The organism is Burkholderia sp. MSMB1459WGS, from assembly GCF_001534535.1.
GTDB lineage: Bacteria > Pseudomonadota > Gammaproteobacteria > Burkholderiales > Burkholderiaceae > Burkholderia.
In genome coordinates this window covers 212125-227746 of the sequence record NZ_LPMU01000044.1, presented here as the reverse complement: position 1 = coordinate 227746, position 15622 = coordinate 212125, and the positions used below count along the sequence as shown (strand labels likewise).

13 protein-coding genes are annotated in these 15622 nt (G+C 66.3%); 3 read left to right on the top strand and 10 right to left on the bottom strand.

Annotation, left to right across the window (positions count from 1 at the left end):
* Positions 1-12: 12 nt before the first annotated feature.
* From WT97_RS17745 to WT97_RS17735, 3 genes are all read right to left on the bottom strand, one after another.
* On the bottom strand, positions 13-459 hold the full coding sequence (locus tag WT97_RS17745; protein WP_059501201.1) for a GatB/YqeY domain-containing protein: 447 nt from the start codon (positions 457-459) through the stop codon (positions 13-15).
* Positions 460-653: 194 nt separating this feature from the next.
* Positions 654-866 (bottom strand): 30S ribosomal protein S21, encoded by a 213-nt coding sequence (gene rpsU / locus WT97_RS17740; protein ID WP_006479415.1) that lies wholly within the window; start codon positions 864-866, stop codon positions 654-656.
* Between the two features lie 104 nt (positions 867-970).
* Positions 971-2200 carry an NAD(P)/FAD-dependent oxidoreductase gene (locus tag WT97_RS17735; RefSeq protein ID WP_257127272.1) on the bottom strand — a complete coding sequence of 410 codons (1230 nt, stop codon included), beginning with the start codon at positions 2198-2200 and terminating at the stop codon, positions 971-973.
* A gap of 121 nt (positions 2201-2321) precedes the next feature.
* Between WT97_RS17735 and tsaD the strand changes: the two genes are divergently transcribed.
* Positions 2322-3362 (top strand): tRNA (adenosine(37)-N6)-threonylcarbamoyltransferase complex transferase subunit TsaD, encoded by a 1041-nt coding sequence (gene tsaD, locus WT97_RS17730; RefSeq protein ID WP_059501203.1) that lies wholly within the window; start codon positions 2322-2324, stop codon positions 3360-3362.
* 91 nt (positions 3363-3453) lie between these two features.
* Here the strand turns inward: tsaD and folE2 are convergent, their stop codons facing one another.
* The 4 genes from folE2 to WT97_RS17710 form a co-directional block, all read right to left on the bottom strand.
* Positions 3454-4263, bottom strand: coding sequence for a GTP cyclohydrolase FolE2 (gene folE2, locus WT97_RS17725; RefSeq protein WP_006479422.1), 810 nt, complete (start codon positions 4261-4263; stop codon positions 3454-3456).
* 155 nt (positions 4264-4418) lie between these two features.
* Complete coding sequence (gene dxs / locus WT97_RS17720) at positions 4419-6323, bottom strand: 1-deoxy-D-xylulose-5-phosphate synthase (RefSeq protein WP_059501204.1); 1905 nt, start codon at positions 6321-6323, stop codon at positions 4419-4421.
* 81 nt (positions 6324-6404) lie between these two features.
* Positions 6405-7289 carry a polyprenyl synthetase family protein gene (locus WT97_RS17715; protein ID WP_060353940.1) on the bottom strand — a complete coding sequence of 295 codons (885 nt, stop codon included), beginning with the start codon at positions 7287-7289 and terminating at the stop codon, positions 6405-6407.
* Positions 7286-7579, bottom strand: coding sequence for an exodeoxyribonuclease VII small subunit (locus WT97_RS17710; protein ID WP_006479428.1), 294 nt, complete (start codon positions 7577-7579; stop codon positions 7286-7288). The genes WT97_RS17715 and WT97_RS17710 overlap by 4 nt, the downstream gene beginning before the upstream one ends.
* A 270-nt stretch (positions 7580-7849) precedes the next feature.
* Between WT97_RS17710 and WT97_RS17705 the strand changes: the two genes are divergently transcribed.
* The gene (locus tag WT97_RS17705) at positions 7850-8956 is read left to right on the top strand and encodes an aromatic ring-hydroxylating dioxygenase subunit alpha (RefSeq protein WP_059501206.1); all 1107 of its coding nucleotides are present in this window, start codon (positions 7850-7852) and stop codon (positions 8954-8956) included.
* A 116-nt stretch (positions 8957-9072) separates the two neighbouring features.
* Positions 9073-9942 carry a sulfurtransferase gene (locus WT97_RS17700; RefSeq protein ID WP_060353939.1) on the top strand — a complete coding sequence of 290 codons (870 nt, stop codon included), beginning with the start codon at positions 9073-9075 and terminating at the stop codon, positions 9940-9942.
* A 69-nt stretch (positions 9943-10011) separates the two neighbouring features.
* Here WT97_RS17700 and WT97_RS17695 read toward each other — a convergent pair whose 3' ends face one another.
* From WT97_RS17695 to polA, 3 genes are all read right to left on the bottom strand, one after another.
* Positions 10012-10887, bottom strand: a complete 876-nt coding sequence (locus WT97_RS17695; protein ID WP_059501208.1) for a dienelactone hydrolase family protein — start codon at positions 10885-10887, stop codon at positions 10012-10014.
* Positions 10888-11255: 368 nt separating this feature from the next.
* Positions 11256-12590, bottom strand: a complete 1335-nt coding sequence (locus WT97_RS17690; protein WP_059501209.1) for an NAD(P)/FAD-dependent oxidoreductase — start codon at positions 12588-12590, stop codon at positions 11256-11258.
* 277 nt (positions 12591-12867) lie between these two features.
* Positions 12868-15621: a DNA polymerase I gene (gene polA / locus WT97_RS17685; RefSeq protein WP_060035767.1), complete on the bottom strand. Its 2754-nt coding sequence runs from the start codon at positions 15619-15621 to the stop codon at positions 12868-12870.
* Between the last annotated feature and the right edge of the window lies 1 nt (position 15622).

Sequence of the window (15622 nt, the reverse complement as noted above, 5' to 3'; positions counted from 1 at the left end):
CGGGAACGGGTCTTACTTCGTGAGCGCGGCCTTGACCTGCGCGGAAACGGCCGTCATGTCGGCACGGCCGGCGAGCTTGCCCTTCAGCACGCCCATCACCTTGCCCATGTCCTGCGGGCCGGCAGCGCCGGTTTGCGCGACGGCCGCCTGGACTTCGGCCGCCACTTCGGCGTCGGACAGTTGCGCGGGCATGTAGCCGCCCAGCACGGTCAGCTCGGCCTGCTCCTTCGCGACGAGATCGTCGCGGCCGGCCGCCTGGAACTGGCTGATCGAATCCTTGCGCTGCTTGATCATCTTGTCGATCACGGCCGTGACGCCCGCGTCGTCGAGCGTGACCCGATCATCGACTTCGCGCTGCTTGATCGCGGCCATCAGCAGGCGAATCGTTGCCAGACGCTCGCTTTCCTTCGCGCGCATCGCGGCCTTCATGTCTTCGCTGATCTGCTCTTTCAAACTCATCTTTCACCCGGGATGGAAACGTGAATCCGACGCCCGCGAACGGACGTCAACACAAAAACCCGCTTGGGACAGTGTCTCAAGCGGGTTGCTCGAATCCGGCATCGGCGACTCGCCGCCTGATCGGCTGCGCGATCGCACCCGATCGCGCGGAGTCGCCGGTGCGCCGCTCAGCGAACCGCGCGGCGCCCAATCGTTCAGTACAGCTTCTTCGGCAGCGTCTGGCTGCGAATACGCTTGTAGTGACGCTTCACCGCCGCGGCCTTCTTGCGCTTGCGTTCCGCGGTCGGCTTCTCGTAAAACTCGCGCGCACGAAGCTCGGTCAGCAGACCGTTCTTCTCGATCGTGCGCTTGAAGCGACGCATTGCAACTTCGAACGGCTCGTTCTCTTTAACGCGAATGATCGTCATGATCCGACACGAATAAAGGTTTGCAGGGAAAGACTACCGAGTATAGCAGAGCGACTGCCCAAAGGCACGGAGCCGCCCCCGGCGCAACGGCGCGGGCCGGTGCGTCAGGCGCCGCGCGCATACTCGGCCGCAGCCTGCCCGGCCGCCGTGCCGGACGCCCACGCCCACTGGAAGTTGTAGCCGCCGAGCCAGCCCGTCACGTCCACCGCCTCGCCGACGAAGAACAGCCCCGGCACGCGCGCGCTCATCATCGTCGCCGACGACAGCTCGCGCGTATCGACCCCGCCTTTCGTCACTTCGGCCTTCTTGTAGCCTTCGGTGCCGTTCGGCGTGAGCGTCCAGCCGGACAGCGCGTCGCCGATCTGGCGCAGCGTCTTGTCGGGCAGGTCCGCGAGCCGCGCGTCGGCCGCGACGCGATGCGTGTCGAGCCACGCGTGCGCGAGGCGCGACGGCACCCAGTCGGCGAGCAGCGAACCGATCTGGCGCTTCGACGTGCGTTTCGCGTCGAGCAGATCGGCCACCGTGTCGCGCTGCGGCAGCAGGTCGACGCGGATCGGGTCGCCGGGCTGCCAGTAGCTCGAGATCTGCAGGATGCCCGGCCCGGACAGCCCGCGATGGGTCAGCAGCAGATCCTCGACGAATTCGCCGCCGCGCTTTTTGTCGCCGGTCGATACGCGCACTTCGAGCGATACGCCCGACAGCGGCGCGAACGGCGCCCAGTCCTGCGGCGCGAACGTCAGCGGCACGAGGGCGGGCCGCGTATCGACGAGCTTGTGGCCGAACTGCTTCGCGAGCCGATAGCCGAAGTCGGTCGCACCGATCTTCGGGATGGACAGGCCGCCGGTTGCGACGATCAGCGCACGCGCACCGATCGGGCCGGCCTGCTGCGTATCGAGCGTGAAGCCGTCGGACGGCGTATGGCGCACCGCGTCGACGACGACGGGCCGGCGCCACGCGATGCCGCCCGCGTCGCACTCGTGCTTCAGCACGTCGATGATCGCGTCGCTGCCGTGGTCGCAAAAGAGCTGACCCTTGTGCTTTTCATGCCAGGTCACGCGATGGCGCTTGAGCAGCCCGAGGAAGTCGCGCGGCGTATAGCGCGCCAGCGCCGAGCGCGCGAAATGCGGATTCGACGACAGATAGTTGTCGGGCCCGGCATACAGGTTCGTGAAGTTGCAGCGGCCGCCGCCCGAGATGCGGATTTTCTCGGCGAGCCGCGGCGCGTGATCGATCAGCACGACGCGGCGGCCGAGCTGCCCGGCGACCGCGGCGCTCATCATGCCGGCAGCGCCCGCGCCGATCACGGCGATGTCATAGGTTTCCATGGCGCGGATTGTACCTGCCCGGCATCGTGGCCGGGCCGCTGCCAGCGCCGGCCTGCCCTCGCCTGCTATACTTTCCGGTTACGTCGACCTATCTGCGGCGCGTCCGAAACGGCGCGCCCTGCCCGTACCCATGCTCGTTCTCGGCATCGAAAGCTCCTGCGACGAAACCGGCCTCGCGCTCTACGACACGCAGCGCGGCCTGCTCGCGCACGCGCTCCATTCGCAGATCGCGATGCACCGCGACTACGGCGGCGTCGTGCCCGAGCTCGCGTCGCGCGATCACATCCGCCGCGCGCTGCCGCTGCTCGAGGACGTGATGGCGCAAAGCGGCACGCGCCGCGAGGACATCGACGCGATCGCATTCACGCAGGGCCCCGGCCTCGCCGGCGCGCTGCTGGTCGGCGCGAGCATCGCGAATGCGCTCGCGCTCGCCTGGAACAAGCCGACCGTCGGCATCCACCATCTCGAAGGCCATCTGCTGTCGCCGTTGCTGGTCGACGAGCCGCCGCCGTTCCCGTTCGTCGCGCTGCTGGTTTCCGGCGGCCACACGCAACTGATGCGCGTGACCGACGTCGGCGTCTACGAGACGCTCGGCGAAACGCTCGACGACGCGGCCGGCGAAGCATTCGACAAGACGGCGAAACTGATCGGCCTCGGCTATCCGGGCGGCCCCGAAGTATCGAAACTCGCTGAAACGGGCACGCCGGGCGCGGTCGTGCTGCCGCGCCCGATGCTGCATTCGGGCGATCTCGACTTCAGCTTCAGCGGCTTGAAGACCGCCGTGCTCACGCAGATGAAGAAATTCGAAGCGGCACAGCTCGAGGGCGAAGCACTCGAACGGGCAAAGGCCGACCTCGCTCGCGGCTTCGTCGATGCGGCCGTCGACGTGCTCGTCGCGAAATCGCTCGCCGCACTGAAGAAGACGAAGCTCAAGCGCCTCGTGGTCGCGGGCGGCGTCGGCGCGAACCGCCAGTTGCGCGCGGCCCTGTCGGCGGCCGCGGCCAAGCGCGGCTTCGACGTACACTATCCCGATCTCGCGCTCTGCACCGACAACGGCGCGATGATCGCGCTCGCGGGCGCGCTGCGGCTCGGCCGCTGGCCCGAGCAGGCGAATGCCGACTACGCGTTCACGGTGAAGCCGCGCTGGGATCTCGCGTCGCTCGCACGCTGAATCGCGCAACACAACGCCGCAAGCCGGAAAACAGAAAGGCAGCTCGATTCCGAGCTGCCTTTCTCATTGGCGCGACGAAACGCCGCGGCGTTTATGCAGCGTGCCGCTTGTCGCGTTCGATCAGCGCATACGCGCTGTGATTGTGGATCGACTCGAAGTTCTCGGCTTCGAGCACGTAGGCGACCACCCGCTCGTCCGCATCGAGGCGCTGCGCGACGTCGCGCACGAGATCCTCGACGAACTTCGGGTTCTCGTACGCACGCTCGGTGACGAACTTCTCGTCCGGACGCTTCAGCAGCCCCCACAGTTCGCACGACGCCTCTTCCTCGGCGATGCGGATCAGCGCCTCGACCGGCAGATCGGCGGCCAGCTCCGCATCGATCGTCACATGCGAGCGCTGGTTGTGCGCGCCGTATTGCGAAATCTTCTTCGAGCACGGGCACAGGCTCGTCACCGGCACGAGCACCTTCAGGAACAGGCGCGTGTCGCCGTTGCGGCTTTCGCCCGCGAGCGTCACTTCATAGTCGAGCAGGCTCTGCACGCCCGACACCGGCGCCGTCTTGTTCACGAAATACGGGAACGTGACTTCGATGCGGCCGGCCTCGGCCTCGAGCTTCACGAGCATCGACGCGAGCATCGCGCGGAAGCGCTCGACCGTCAGCGGCGCACGATTCTCTTCGAGCAGCGCGACGAAGCGCGACATGTGCGTGCCCTTCTGATCGGCCGGCAGACGGACGTCGAGGTTCCAGACGCCGACGGTCGGTTGCACGTCGCCGCTTTCGGTGCACACCGTCAACGGATGCCGGACCGCCTTCACGCCCACGCGCTGAATCGGGATCTGACGGGTATCCACCGTGCTCTGCACGTCGGGCATCACGAAGGCGGGGTTCATCTGGTTCATCTTGGTTCAATCCTTGTAAGCCGCGCGTCCGACGACGCGCACGCCGCGTCACGCGGCAGCCGGAAAAGCAACATGGGCCCGCAGGCCCATGTTTTCCGCATCAATGAAGACCGGTTACGCCAGTCGCATCGGCACCGCCCGCGGGCGGTGCCTGCTCATGCGACGCGCTTTGCCTGATCGGCGACATCGGCCGCCGGGCTCAGAAAGCGTTCGCGAATCGATTTCGCGATGCCCGCGCCGTCGAGGCCGCATTGCGACAGCAGCTTCGCGGGGTCGCCGTGATCGATGAACTGGTCAGGGAGGCCCAATTGTATTACGGGTCGGATAACCCCACTCTCCATCAGGGCTTCGACGCAGGCCGAGCCCGCGCCGCCCATCACGCAGCCTTCCTCGACCGTGACGAGATAATCGTGCGTCTCGGCCAGCTCGCGCACGAGCGCCGCATCGACCGGCTTCACGAAGCGCATGTTCGCGACCGTTGCATCGAGCTCCTCGGCGGCGGCGAGCGACGGTGCGACCATCGTGCCGAACGCGAGGATCGCGACGCGCTTGCCTTCCGGCTGCGACGTCCGGCGACGCACTTCACCCTTGCCGAGCGGGATCTCGGTGAATTCCTTCACCGTCGCCACGCCCGTGCCCGCGCCGCGCGGATAGCGCACCGCGGTCGGGTTCGGTTGCTGCAGCGCCGTGTGCAGCATCTGGCGGCATTCGTTTTCGTCGGATGCGGCCATGATCGTCATGTTCGGGATGCAGCGCATGAACGCGAGATCGTACGCGCCGGCGTGCGTCGCGCCGTCCGCGCCGACGAGGCCCGCGCGGTCGATCGCGAACACGACCGGCAGATTCTGCAGCGCGACGTCGTGGATCAACTGATCGTAAGCACGCTGAAGGAACGTCGAGTAGATCGCGACGACGGGCTTCAGCCCCTCGGTCGCGAGACCGCCCGCGAACGTCACCGCGTGCTGCTCGGCGATGCCGACGTCGTAGTAGCGATCCTTGAAACGCTTCTCGAATTCGACCATGCCCGAGCCTTCGCGCATCGCGGGCGTGATGCCGACCACGCGCGTATCGCGCTCGGCTTCGTCGCACAACCACTCGCCGAACACCTGCGTGTAGGTCTTCTTCGCGGGCGTGGCCGACGGCTTGATGCCTTCGGCCGGATTGAACTTGCCGGGGCCGTGATAGAGCACCGGATCGGCTTCGGCGAGCTTGTAGCCCTGGCCTTTCTTCGTCACCACGTGCAGGAATTGCGGGCCGCGCAGTTCGCGGATGTTCTGCAGCGTCGGGATCAGCGAATCGAGATCGTGACCGTCGATCGGGCCGATGTAGTTGAAGCCGAATTCCTCGAACAGCGTGGCCGGCACGACCATGCCCTTCGCATGCTCCTCGAGCTTGCGCGCGAGTTCGAGCACCGGGGGCGCGACGCTCAGCACGCGCTCGACGCCTGCGCGCGCAGCCGCATAGAAGCGGCCCGACATCAGGCGGGCGAGATGGCGATTCAGCGCGCCGACCGGCGGCGAGATCGACATGTCGTTGTCGTTCAGGATCACGAGCAGCTTCGCATCTTCCGACACGCCCGCGTTGTTCATCGCCTCGAACGCCATGCCGGCCGTCATCGCGCCGTCGCCGATCACCGCGATCGAGAAGCGGTCGTCGCCGTTCAGCTGGCTGCCGATCGCCATGCCGAGCGCGGCCGAGATCGACGTGCTCGAGTGCGCGGTGCCGAACGTGTCGTATTCGGATTCGCTGCGGCGCGGGAAGCCCGAGATGCCGTCGTACTGACGCAGCGAATGCATCTGATCGCGGCGGCCCGTCAGGATCTTGTGCGGGTAGGTCTGGTGACCCACGTCCCAGACGATGCGATCGTTCGGCGTGTTGAACACGTAGTGCAACGCGATCGTCAGCTCGACCGTCCCGAGGTTGGACGACAAGTGGCCGCCCGTCTTCGACACGCTGTCGAGCACGAACGCGCGCAGTTCATCCGCGAGCGGTTGCAGTTGGCGACGATCGAGGCGGCGCAAATCCGCCGGGTCGTCGATGGTTTTCAGCAAGTCGTACATCGTCGTTCCATTGTAGGAAATCAAACGCGCCCGCATTCTTTTGCGCGCACCGTGGCATGTGCGCGGCGGCGGGCTTTCGCGTCAGCTGACCCGGTTCACTACCAGGTCGGCAAGTTCGGCGAGACGCTGTGCGCGTGCGCCGAACGGTTTCAGCGCGTCATGCGCTTCGGCGCGCAGCTGCGCTGCCAGCTCGCGCGACGCCTCGAGACCGAGGATCGATACATAGGTCGGCTTGTCGTTCGCCGCATCCTTGCCGGCCGTCTTGCCGAGCGTCGCCGAATCGGTCGTGACGTCGAGAATGTCGTCGACGACCTGGAAGGCCAGACCCACGGCCCCCGCGTACACATCCAGCGCGGCCATCGTTTCCGCCGACGGCGCCTCGCCGGCCAGCGCGCCCATCCGCACGGCCGCGCGCAGCAATGCGCCCGTCTTCATCCGGTGCATCGTCTCGAGCTGCTCGCGCGTCAGCTTCAGGCCGACGCTCGCCAGATCGATCGCCTGCCCGCCGGCCATGCCGATCGAGCCGCTCGCGAGCGCCAGCTCGCGCACGAGCGCCGCCTGCTGCACCGGCGACAGCGCAGCGGCGTCGGTCAGCGCCACGAACGCCTGCGACTGCAGCGCGTCGCCGACCAGCAGCGCCGTCGGCTCGTCGTACTGCACGTGCACGGTCGGCTTGCCGCGACGCAGCGCGTCGTCGTCCATGCACGGCATGTCGTCGTGCACGAGCGAGTAGACGTGGATCATCTCCAGCGCCGCCGCCGCGGCGTTGCGCGCCGCCTCCGTCGCACCGGTCAGCTCGCCTGCTGCATGGCACAGCAGCGGGCGAACGCGTTTGCCGCCACCGAGGACCGCGTAGCGCATCGCCTCGTGAAGTTTCGCGGGCGTCGCGGTTTCAGCCGGCAGATAGTGGCCGAGTGCGTCCTCGACACGGTCAAGCACGGACCGCATCCATTGTTCGAATGTCATAGATCGTCGTCTTCGCCGTCCGTGGCGGCCGTTCCGGACGAAAGCGGCTTCAGCGTCGCGCCGTCGAGCACGCGAACCTGCTGCTCCACTTTCTCGAGCTGCTGTTGGCAAAACGCAACGAGGGTCGCACCGCGACGATACGCCGCCAGCGAATCCTCTAGGCTCAACGCGCCGCCTTCCATCCGGGCAACCAGCGTCTCGAGCTCCGCGAGCGCCATCTCGTAATTGTCCGGCAACGGTTCGGTGCCATTGCCGGGCGGCGTGGCGCCTGGGGATGCGGTTTTCGCCATGGACGAGGGTGTCAAATTTCAAAACAAGTCGGACATTCTACGGCAAAAGAGAATTTTCCGACCTGCCGTCGTGGGCGCCCGCGCACAATTCCGGCCCCATCTCCGACGCACAGTGTGCGCCTTTCGACGGTCGTCCGACAAAAAATTGACACAAATCAGGCACTTAATCCTAGCCTTGCGGGGCGAACCGGGTATAATTCTCCGTTTCCCTAAATCGATTTTTCGATGGTTGGGTTGTTCACTGCTTTCACGCTAACACCGGGAGTGGGAATGTCCAATCTGAGCGATGCGCTTCAGTTGAAGTCGGCTCACAGCCAGCTTCCAGTCACTGCATATTTCGATGAGGCGCTACTCGAGCGCGAGATCGAAACCCTCTTCAAGAAAGGACCTCGTTACGTCGGGCACGAGTTGATGGTGCCCGAGGCGGGAGACTATTTTGCGCTGCCGTCCGAGAAGGAAGGCCGCGTGCTGGTCCGTAACCAGACGAACCAGATCGAACTGCTGTCGAACGTGTGCCGCCACCGGCAGGCGATCATGCTCAACGGGCGCGGCCATGCGCAGAACATCGTGTGCCCGCTGCACCGCTGGACGTACGATCTGGAAGGCCAGTTGCTCGGCGCGCCGCACTTCCCCGACAAGCCGTGCCTGAACCTCGGCAAGAGCCCGCTGCAGAACTGGCAGGGGCTGCTGTTCGAGGCCGAGGGGCGCAACGTCGCGCGCGACCTCGCCCATCTCGGCACGAAGCATCACTTCGACTTCTCCGAATACCAGTTCGATCACGTCGAAGTGCACGAGTGCGATTACAACTGGAAGACGTTCATCGAGGTCTACCTCGAGGATTATCACGTCGTCCCGTTCCATCCGGGCCTCGGCAGCTTCGTGTCGTGCGACGATCTCAAATGGGAGTTCGGCGACTGGTACAGCGTGCAGACGGTCGGCGTGCACAACGCCCTCGCGAAACCGGGCAGCGCGACTTACCGGAAATGGCACGAGCAGGTGCTGAAGTTCCGCAACGGCGTGCCGCCGGAGTTCGGCGCGATCTGGATGGTCTACTACCCGGGCCTGATGATCGAGTGGTATCCGCACGTGCTGGTCGTGTCGTGGCTGATTCCGCGCGGGCCGCAGAAGACGACCAACATCGTCGAGTTCTATTACCCCGAGGAAATCGCGCTGTTCGAACGCGAATTCGTCGAGGCCGAGCGTGCCGCGTATATGGAAACGGCCGTCGAGGACGACGAGATCGCGATGCGGATGGATGCAGGCCGCCGCGCGCTGATGGCCCGCGGCGAGTCGCAGGTGGGCCCGTACCAGAGCCCGATGGAAGACGGCATGCAGCACTTCCACGAGTTCCTGCGGCGCCACCTCGGCGAGCTCTGACGCAGGTGCGGCGCGTTGGCGCCGCACGGCCGCCGGCAAACGAAAAGACGGGCTTCGGCCCGTCTTTTTTTGTTTAGACTTGGAGTGTCAGGCCATTTGCACTCCAGGGAGCCGTCATGCCACACACTCACTACACCACGCTCATTTCCGCCGCCAATCTCGCCGAGCGCCTGGCCGCGGCGCCCGGCAGCGTCGCGCTGTTCGACTGCCGTTTCGATCTCGCCGATCCCGGCGCCGGCGAAGCCGCCTACGCGGCCGGCCACCTCCCCGGCGCGCACTATCTTCATCTGGACCGCGACCTGTCGGGCCGCAAGACGGGCACCAATGGCCGCCATCCGCTGCCGACCCGCGACGCGCTCGCGACGCCGCTCGCCAGCCGCGGCCTCAAGCAGGGTCAGCAGGTCGTCGCGTACGACGCGCAAGGCGGCGCGTACGCGGCGCGCCTGTGGTGGCTGCTGCGCTGGCTCGGCCATGATTCGGTTGCCGTGCTCGACGGCGGCCTGCAGGCCTGGGAAGCGGCCGGCCAGCCGCTGACGACCGACGTGCCGCAACCGGCCGCCGGCGACTTCCGCTCAGCCACGCCGCTCGAATCGACGGTCGATGCAGCGGCCGTGCTCGCGAACGTGTCGTCGCCCTCGCGCGTCGTGATCGATGCCCGCGCACCGGATCGGTATCGCGGTGAAAATGAAACGATCGATCGGGTGGGTGGCCACATTCCGGGGGCGCGCAACCGCTTCTTCAAGGACAACCTGACCGCCGACGGCCGCTTCAAGACCGGTCATGAATTGCGCGAGGCATTCACGACCGTGCTGGCCGGCACCGAGCCGAACCGCGCGATCCTGCAATGCGGCTCCGGCGTCACCGCATGCCACAACGCGCTGGCGCTGGAAGTGGCGGGCCTGCACGGCGCGTCGCTGTACCCCGGCTCGTGGAGCGAGTGGAGCGCCGATCCGTCGCGACCGATCGCGACCGGCCCGAATCCTTGAGCCCCCGCGCTGCGCGACGAGGATGAAGCGGCGGCCGATGCCGCGGCGGCAGTTGCCGCCGCTCGCCGCTTACATCACGCCGTACTTGTGGAACCACTCGATCGCGCGCTTCCAGCCGTCCTCGGCATCACTTTTCACGTAACTCGGCCGGTAGTCGGCGAAGAACGCGTGACCGGCATCCGGATACACGACGATCTCCGATTCGCGCGCGAGCTTCGAATCGCTCGCCTGGATCGCTTTGCGCATGTCCGCGAGCGACGCCTGCGTGATGTTCTGATCCTTCTCGCCGTACAGCCCGAGCACGGGCACCTTCAGCAACGACGCGTGGTCGACCGGGTTGAACGGCGTCATCTCGTCGGTCTTGCCTTCGACGAATCCGTACCACGCCACGGCCGCCCGCACGTGCGGATTGTGTTCCGCGTACAGCCACGCCTGGCGGCCGCCCCAGCAGAACCCGGTCACGCCGAGACGCGTCAGATCGCCGCCGTTCTTGCCGGCCCACGCGACGGTCGCATCGAGATCCTCGGTGACCTGCCGGTCCGGCACCTTGCTGATGATGTGGTCGTAAAGCTCCTTCATCGTCGGATACTTCGCCGCGTTGCCCTGCCGGGCGAACAGGTCGGGCGCGATCGCGAGATAGCCGAGCTTCGCGAAGCGCCGGCACACGTCGGCGATATGCGCGTGCACGCCGAAAATCTCGTGAATCACGATGACGACCGGCAGGTTCGTCTTGTCGACCGGCTGGGCGCGATAAGCCGGCACGCTCGCATCGCCCGAGCGGATCTCGATGGTGTCGACGTCCAGCCCTGCGCTGTCGGTCGTGACCGTCTGCGCCGACACGGGCAGCACGGCCGCCGCGAAGGTGCCGCCCAGCGCGGCCTGCATGAACTTGCGGCGCGAGAACGGGACATGGGGGACCAGGCTGTCGACTTCGGGTTTCAACATGAATGCACTCCTCGATTGGGCGCCGCCGTCACGATCGCGGATACGCCATGACGGGGCATCGCACCGGCGCGCGGCGCGGATGTCGCGGCGGTTGGCACTCCGCCGCAAACGAAAACCCGGACAAGATGCCCAATAATCCGTTGTCGCGTCAACTGTCGGATGTGTAAGACTCGATTACGACGCGTGGCGACGATCGAATCGACACCGCGTGGCAGCCTTCCAACGGCCTGCCGAATCACCGCGCGGTTGCGCCTATCGACGTGCATCGCGCGACCGAATCCTTGCGAATCGAAAAGAAAAACGGGCGGCGAACGCGCGCGACGTGCGCATTCTCCACCCGCTCCGCATGCGAGTACACGAGTACGCGCTCAGTGCAGCTTCACGCGCGGCAGCGTCGTGCGCCGCAGCCAGTGCGCAACCGTGTCGAGCATCATCCGCGGATAACCGTGCAGCGCCGCGACGTGCAGCCGGTACAGCGACATGTACATGAAGCGCGCGAACAGCCCTTCGATCAGCATGTTGCCGCCGATCAGCCCGCCCATCAGATTGCCGACCGCGCTGAAGTGACCGAGCGACACGAGCGAACCGAAATCGCGATACGTGAATTCGGGCAGCGGGCGCCCCTCGAGCCGGCAGCCGATCGCCTTCAGCAGGAAGCTCGCCTGCTGGTGCGCCGCCTGCGCGCGCGGCGGCACGTTGCGCTCGTTGCCGGGCCATGCGCAGGCCGCGCAATCGCCGAGTGCGAACACGTTGTCGTCGGTGAAGGTCTGCAACGTGCGGCGCACGTCGAGCTGCCCGAGCTTGTTGACCTGGAGGCCGTCGAGGTGCGACAGCACGGACGGCGCCTTGATGCCGGCCGCCCAGACCGTCAGGTCCGCGCGCACGACCTTGCCGCTCGCGGTATGCACGAACCCGGGCGCCACCTCGGTCACGCGCTCGCCGAGCATCAGCCGCACGCCGAGCTTCTCGAGCAGCTCGGCCGTCGCCGCCGACACGCGCTCCTGCAGTGCCGGCAGAATCCGCGGCCCCGATTCGATCAGCACAATGCCGACGTCGTTGCGCGGATCGAGCTTGTGCAGCCCGTACGCGGACAGCACCTGCGCGGTATTGCGCAGTTCCGCCGACAGCTCGACGCCCGTCGCGCCGCCGCCGACGATCACGACCTGGATGCGCGGCTCGGCCGCCCCGCCGGGCGCGGTCGGCACCGGCGCCTGGTGCTCGGCACGCATGCATGCCGCGATCAGCCGCTTGCGGAAGCGTTCGGCCTCCCCGACCGTATCGAGTGCGATCGCGTTTTCCGGTGCGCCCTGCACGCCGAAGAAGTGGGTCGTGCTGCCGATCGCGATCACGAGCGTGTCGTATTCCAGCTCGCGCGCCGGCAACAGTTCCGCGCCGTCGCTGTCGTTGAGGGGCGACAGCATGAGACGCTTCGCCGCGCGGTCGAGCCCGGACAGCTCGCCCTGCTGGAACTCGAAGCCGTGCCAGCGCGCCTGCGCCGCATATTCGAGCTCCTGCGTGAACGGGTCCATGCTGCCGGCCGCGACCTCGTGCAGCAGCGGTTTCCAGATGTGTGTCGGATTGCGGTCGACGAGCGTGACAAGCGCACGCGCGGGACGATTGCCGCGCGCGCCGTAACGATCGCCGAGCCGCGTCGCCAGTTCCAGGCCGCCCGCGCCTCCGCCTACGATGATGATCCGATGCATCCGATTCCCCCTTTGCGATTCGAAACTGCTGCCGCCGGATGAAGCAAACGCGATGCATTCGCGCCGTCCGGTGGATTAACCGGTTCGGACATCATCGATGTGCAGTTCGAAACACCTCGATGCGGCCGATCCGGAACGCGGGCGCGCCGCCCCGCGTCAATGACATGACTGACATGCATTGTCCGGGAGCTTGCGCGTTGACCACAAGCAAACCATCTCGATATTTGGCATCCCTGCAACAATATGCCGCAGGAAACGGGGCGCGCTCGGGGGTGCGTCAGTGTGCCTCTTCCCAGTTCGCGCCGGCGCCCACTTCGGCGACCAGCGGCACCTTCAGCTTCGCGACGCCGCACATCATTTCCGGCAATTTCTCGCGCACCAGCGACAGCTCGCTTTCGGGCACCTCGAGCACCAGTTCATCGTGCACCTGCATGATCATCCGCGACGCAAGCCGGTCACGCGTGAGCCAGTCGTCCACCGCGATCATCGACAGCTTGATCAGGTCGGCCGCCGTGCCCTGCATCGGTGCATTGATGGCCGCGCGCTCGGCCGCCTGGCGGCGCGGCCCGTTGCCGCCGTTGATCTCTGGCAGCCACAGGCGGCGACCGAAAACGGTTTCGACGTAGCCCTTCTCCTTCGCGGTCGCGCGCGTGTCTTCCATGTACTGCGCGACGCCCGGATAGCGGGTGAAATAGCGGTCGATATAGAGCTTCGCCGCGTCGCGCGTGATGCCGAGGTTCGACGCGAGCCCGAACGCGCTCATCCCGTAGATGAGCCCGAAGTTGATCACCTTCGCGATCCGGCGCTGGTCGGAATTGACCTCCAGCGGCGTCACGCCGAACACTTCGGCGGCCGTCGCGCGGTGGATGTCCTCGCCCTGCGAGAACGCGCGCAGCAGCGACGCGTCGCCCGAGATATGGGCCATGATCCGCAATTCGATCTGCGAATAGTCGGCCGACACGATCCGGTGGCCCGGCGCGGCGATGAACGCCTCGCGGATGCGCCGGCCTTCGGCCGTGCGCACCGGAATGTTCTGAAGATTGGGGTCGTTCGACGCAAGGCGGCCCGTCACCGCGACCGCTTGCGCATAATTCGTGTGCACGCGGCCGGTGGCGGGGTTCACCATGCGCGGCAGCTTGTCGGTATAGGTCGACTTCAGCTTCGACAGCCCGCGATGCTCGAGCAGCAGCTTCGGCAGCGGGTAGTCCTCGGCCAGCTTCTGCAGCACTTCCTCGTCGGTCGACGGCGCGCCGCTCGGCGTTTTCTTCACGACCGGCAACTGCAGCTTCTCGAAGAAAATCTGCCCGATCTGCTTCGGCGAGCCGAGATTGAATTCGCCGCCCGCCAGTTCGTACGCCTGCCCTTCGAGCTCGATCAGACGCGTCGCAATTTCGGTGCTCTGCGCCTGCAGGCGCGCATCGTCGATCAGCACGCCCGTACGCTCCATCTTGCGCAGCACGAGCGACACCGGCATCTCGATCTCGCGATACACACGCTCGAGGCCCGGCTCGCGCGCGACCTGCGGATACAGCGCGTGATGAAGCTGCAGCGTGATGTCGGCGTCTTCGGCCGCGTATTCGGCGGCCTGCGCGAGCGCCACTTCGTCGAAGCCGATCTGCTTCGCGCCCTTGCCGGCCACGTCCTCGTACTTGATCGTCTTGACGCCCAGATGACGCAGCGCGAGGCTATCCATGTCGTGCGTGCGATGCGATTCGACCACGTACGATTCGAGCAGCGTGTCGTGTTCGATGCCGTTCAGTTCGATGTCGTAGTTCGCGAGCACCTGTGCGTCGTACTTCAGGTGCTGGCCGACCTTCTTGCGATCGGCCGATTCGAGCCACGGCTTCAGGCGCGCGAGCACTTCGTCGAGCGGAAGCTGCTCGGGCATGTCGGGGCCGCGGTGCGCGACCGGCAGGTAGGCCGCCTTGCCCGGCTCGACCGAGAACGACAGGCCGACGAGCCGCGCGAGCATCGGGTCGAGCGCGGTGGTCTCGGTGTCGAACGCGGTCAGCGCGGCCGCATCGATCTTCGCGTACCACGCGTCGAACTGCTCCCACGTCTGGATCGTGTCGTATTCGCGCACGACGTCGGTCGCGATCACCGGTGCCGGCTCGCCTTCCGGCGCATCGGCGCCGCCGCCTTCCGCGGGTGCGCTGTCGACTTCGCGCAGCCAGGTCTTGAAGCCGTAGCGCGCGAAGATGTCGCGCAGCAGCTCGCGCGCCTCGCCGTCGCTCTTCAGCGATGCTTCGATCGATTCGAGATGCGGCGCGAGATCGCAGGCCGTCTCGACCGTCACGAGCTTGCGACCGAGCGGCAGGAAATCGAGTGCGCGGCGCAGGTTGTCGCCGACCACGCCCTTGATCTCGGCCGCGTGTTCGATCACGCCGTCGAGGCTGTCGTATTGCGACAGCCATTTCACGGCCGTCTTCGGCCCGCATTTCTCGACGCCCGGCACGTTGTCGACGGTGTCGCCGATCAGCGCGAGGTAGTCGATGATCCGCTCGGGCGGCACGCCGAACTTCGCGATCACGCCGTCGCGGTCGAGCGTCTCGTTGGTCATCGTGTTGACGAGCGTGACGCGCTCGGTCACGAGCTGCGCGAGATCCTTGTCGCCGGTCGACACGATCACGTTCATCCCGTGCTGCTCCGCTTCGCGCGCGAGCGTGCCGATCACGTCGTCGGCCTCGACGCCTTCGACCATCAGCAGCGGCCAGCCGAGCGCGCGCACGGCGCCGTGGATCGGCTCGACCTGCAATGCGAGGTCGGGCGGCATCGACGGACGGTTTGCCTTATAGTCGGCATAAAGGTCGTCGCGGAACGTCTTGCCCTTTGCATCGAACACGCAAGCGCTATACTCTGCACTGACTTCCTTGCGCATACGGCGCAGCATGTTGATGATTCCGTAGAGCGCTCCGGTCGGCTCCCCGCCAGGGCCACGCAAATCAGGCATCGCATGGTAAGCCCGATACAGATAGCTCGAACCGTCAACCAATAGCAGGGTCTTACCTTCCAGATTTCGTTCTTCAGGCATT

Bases quoted from the DNA above. Each gene is read 5' to 3' on its own strand.
- WT97_RS17745 (WP_059501201.1), bottom strand. From the start codon at position 459: ATGAGTTTGAAAGAGCAGATCAGCGAAGACATGAAGGCCGCGATGCGC.
- rpsU (WP_006479415.1), bottom strand. From the start codon at position 866: ATGACGATCATTCGCGTTAAAGAGAACGAGCCGTTCGAAGTTGCAATG.
- tsaD (WP_059501203.1), top strand. From the start codon at position 2,322: ATGCTCGTTCTCGGCATCGAAAGCTCCTGCGACGAAACCGGCCTCGCG.
- folE2 (WP_006479422.1), bottom strand. From the start codon at position 4,263: ATGAACCAGATGAACCCCGCCTTCGTGATGCCCGACGTGCAGAGCACG.
- dxs (WP_059501204.1), bottom strand. From the start codon at position 6,323: ATGTACGACTTGCTGAAAACCATCGACGACCCGGCGGATTTGCGCCGC.
- WT97_RS17715 (WP_060353940.1), bottom strand. From the start codon at position 7,289: ATGACATTCGAACAATGGATGCGGTCCGTGCTTGACCGTGTCGAGGAC.
- WT97_RS17710 (WP_006479428.1), bottom strand. From the start codon at position 7,579: ATGGCGAAAACCGCATCCCCAGGCGCCACGCCGCCCGGCAATGGCACC.
- WT97_RS17705 (WP_059501206.1), top strand. From the start codon at position 7,850: ATGTCCAATCTGAGCGATGCGCTTCAGTTGAAGTCGGCTCACAGCCAG.
- WT97_RS17700 (WP_060353939.1), top strand. From the start codon at position 9,073: ATGCCACACACTCACTACACCACGCTCATTTCCGCCGCCAATCTCGCC.
- WT97_RS17695 (WP_059501208.1), bottom strand. From the start codon at position 10,887: ATGTTGAAACCCGAAGTCGACAGCCTGGTCCCCCATGTCCCGTTCTCG.
- WT97_RS17690 (WP_059501209.1), bottom strand. From the start codon at position 12,590: ATGCATCGGATCATCATCGTAGGCGGAGGCGCGGGCGGCCTGGAACTG.
- polA (WP_060035767.1), bottom strand. From the start codon at position 15,621: ATGCCTGAAGAACGAAATCTGGAAGGTAAGACCCTGCTATTGGTTGAC.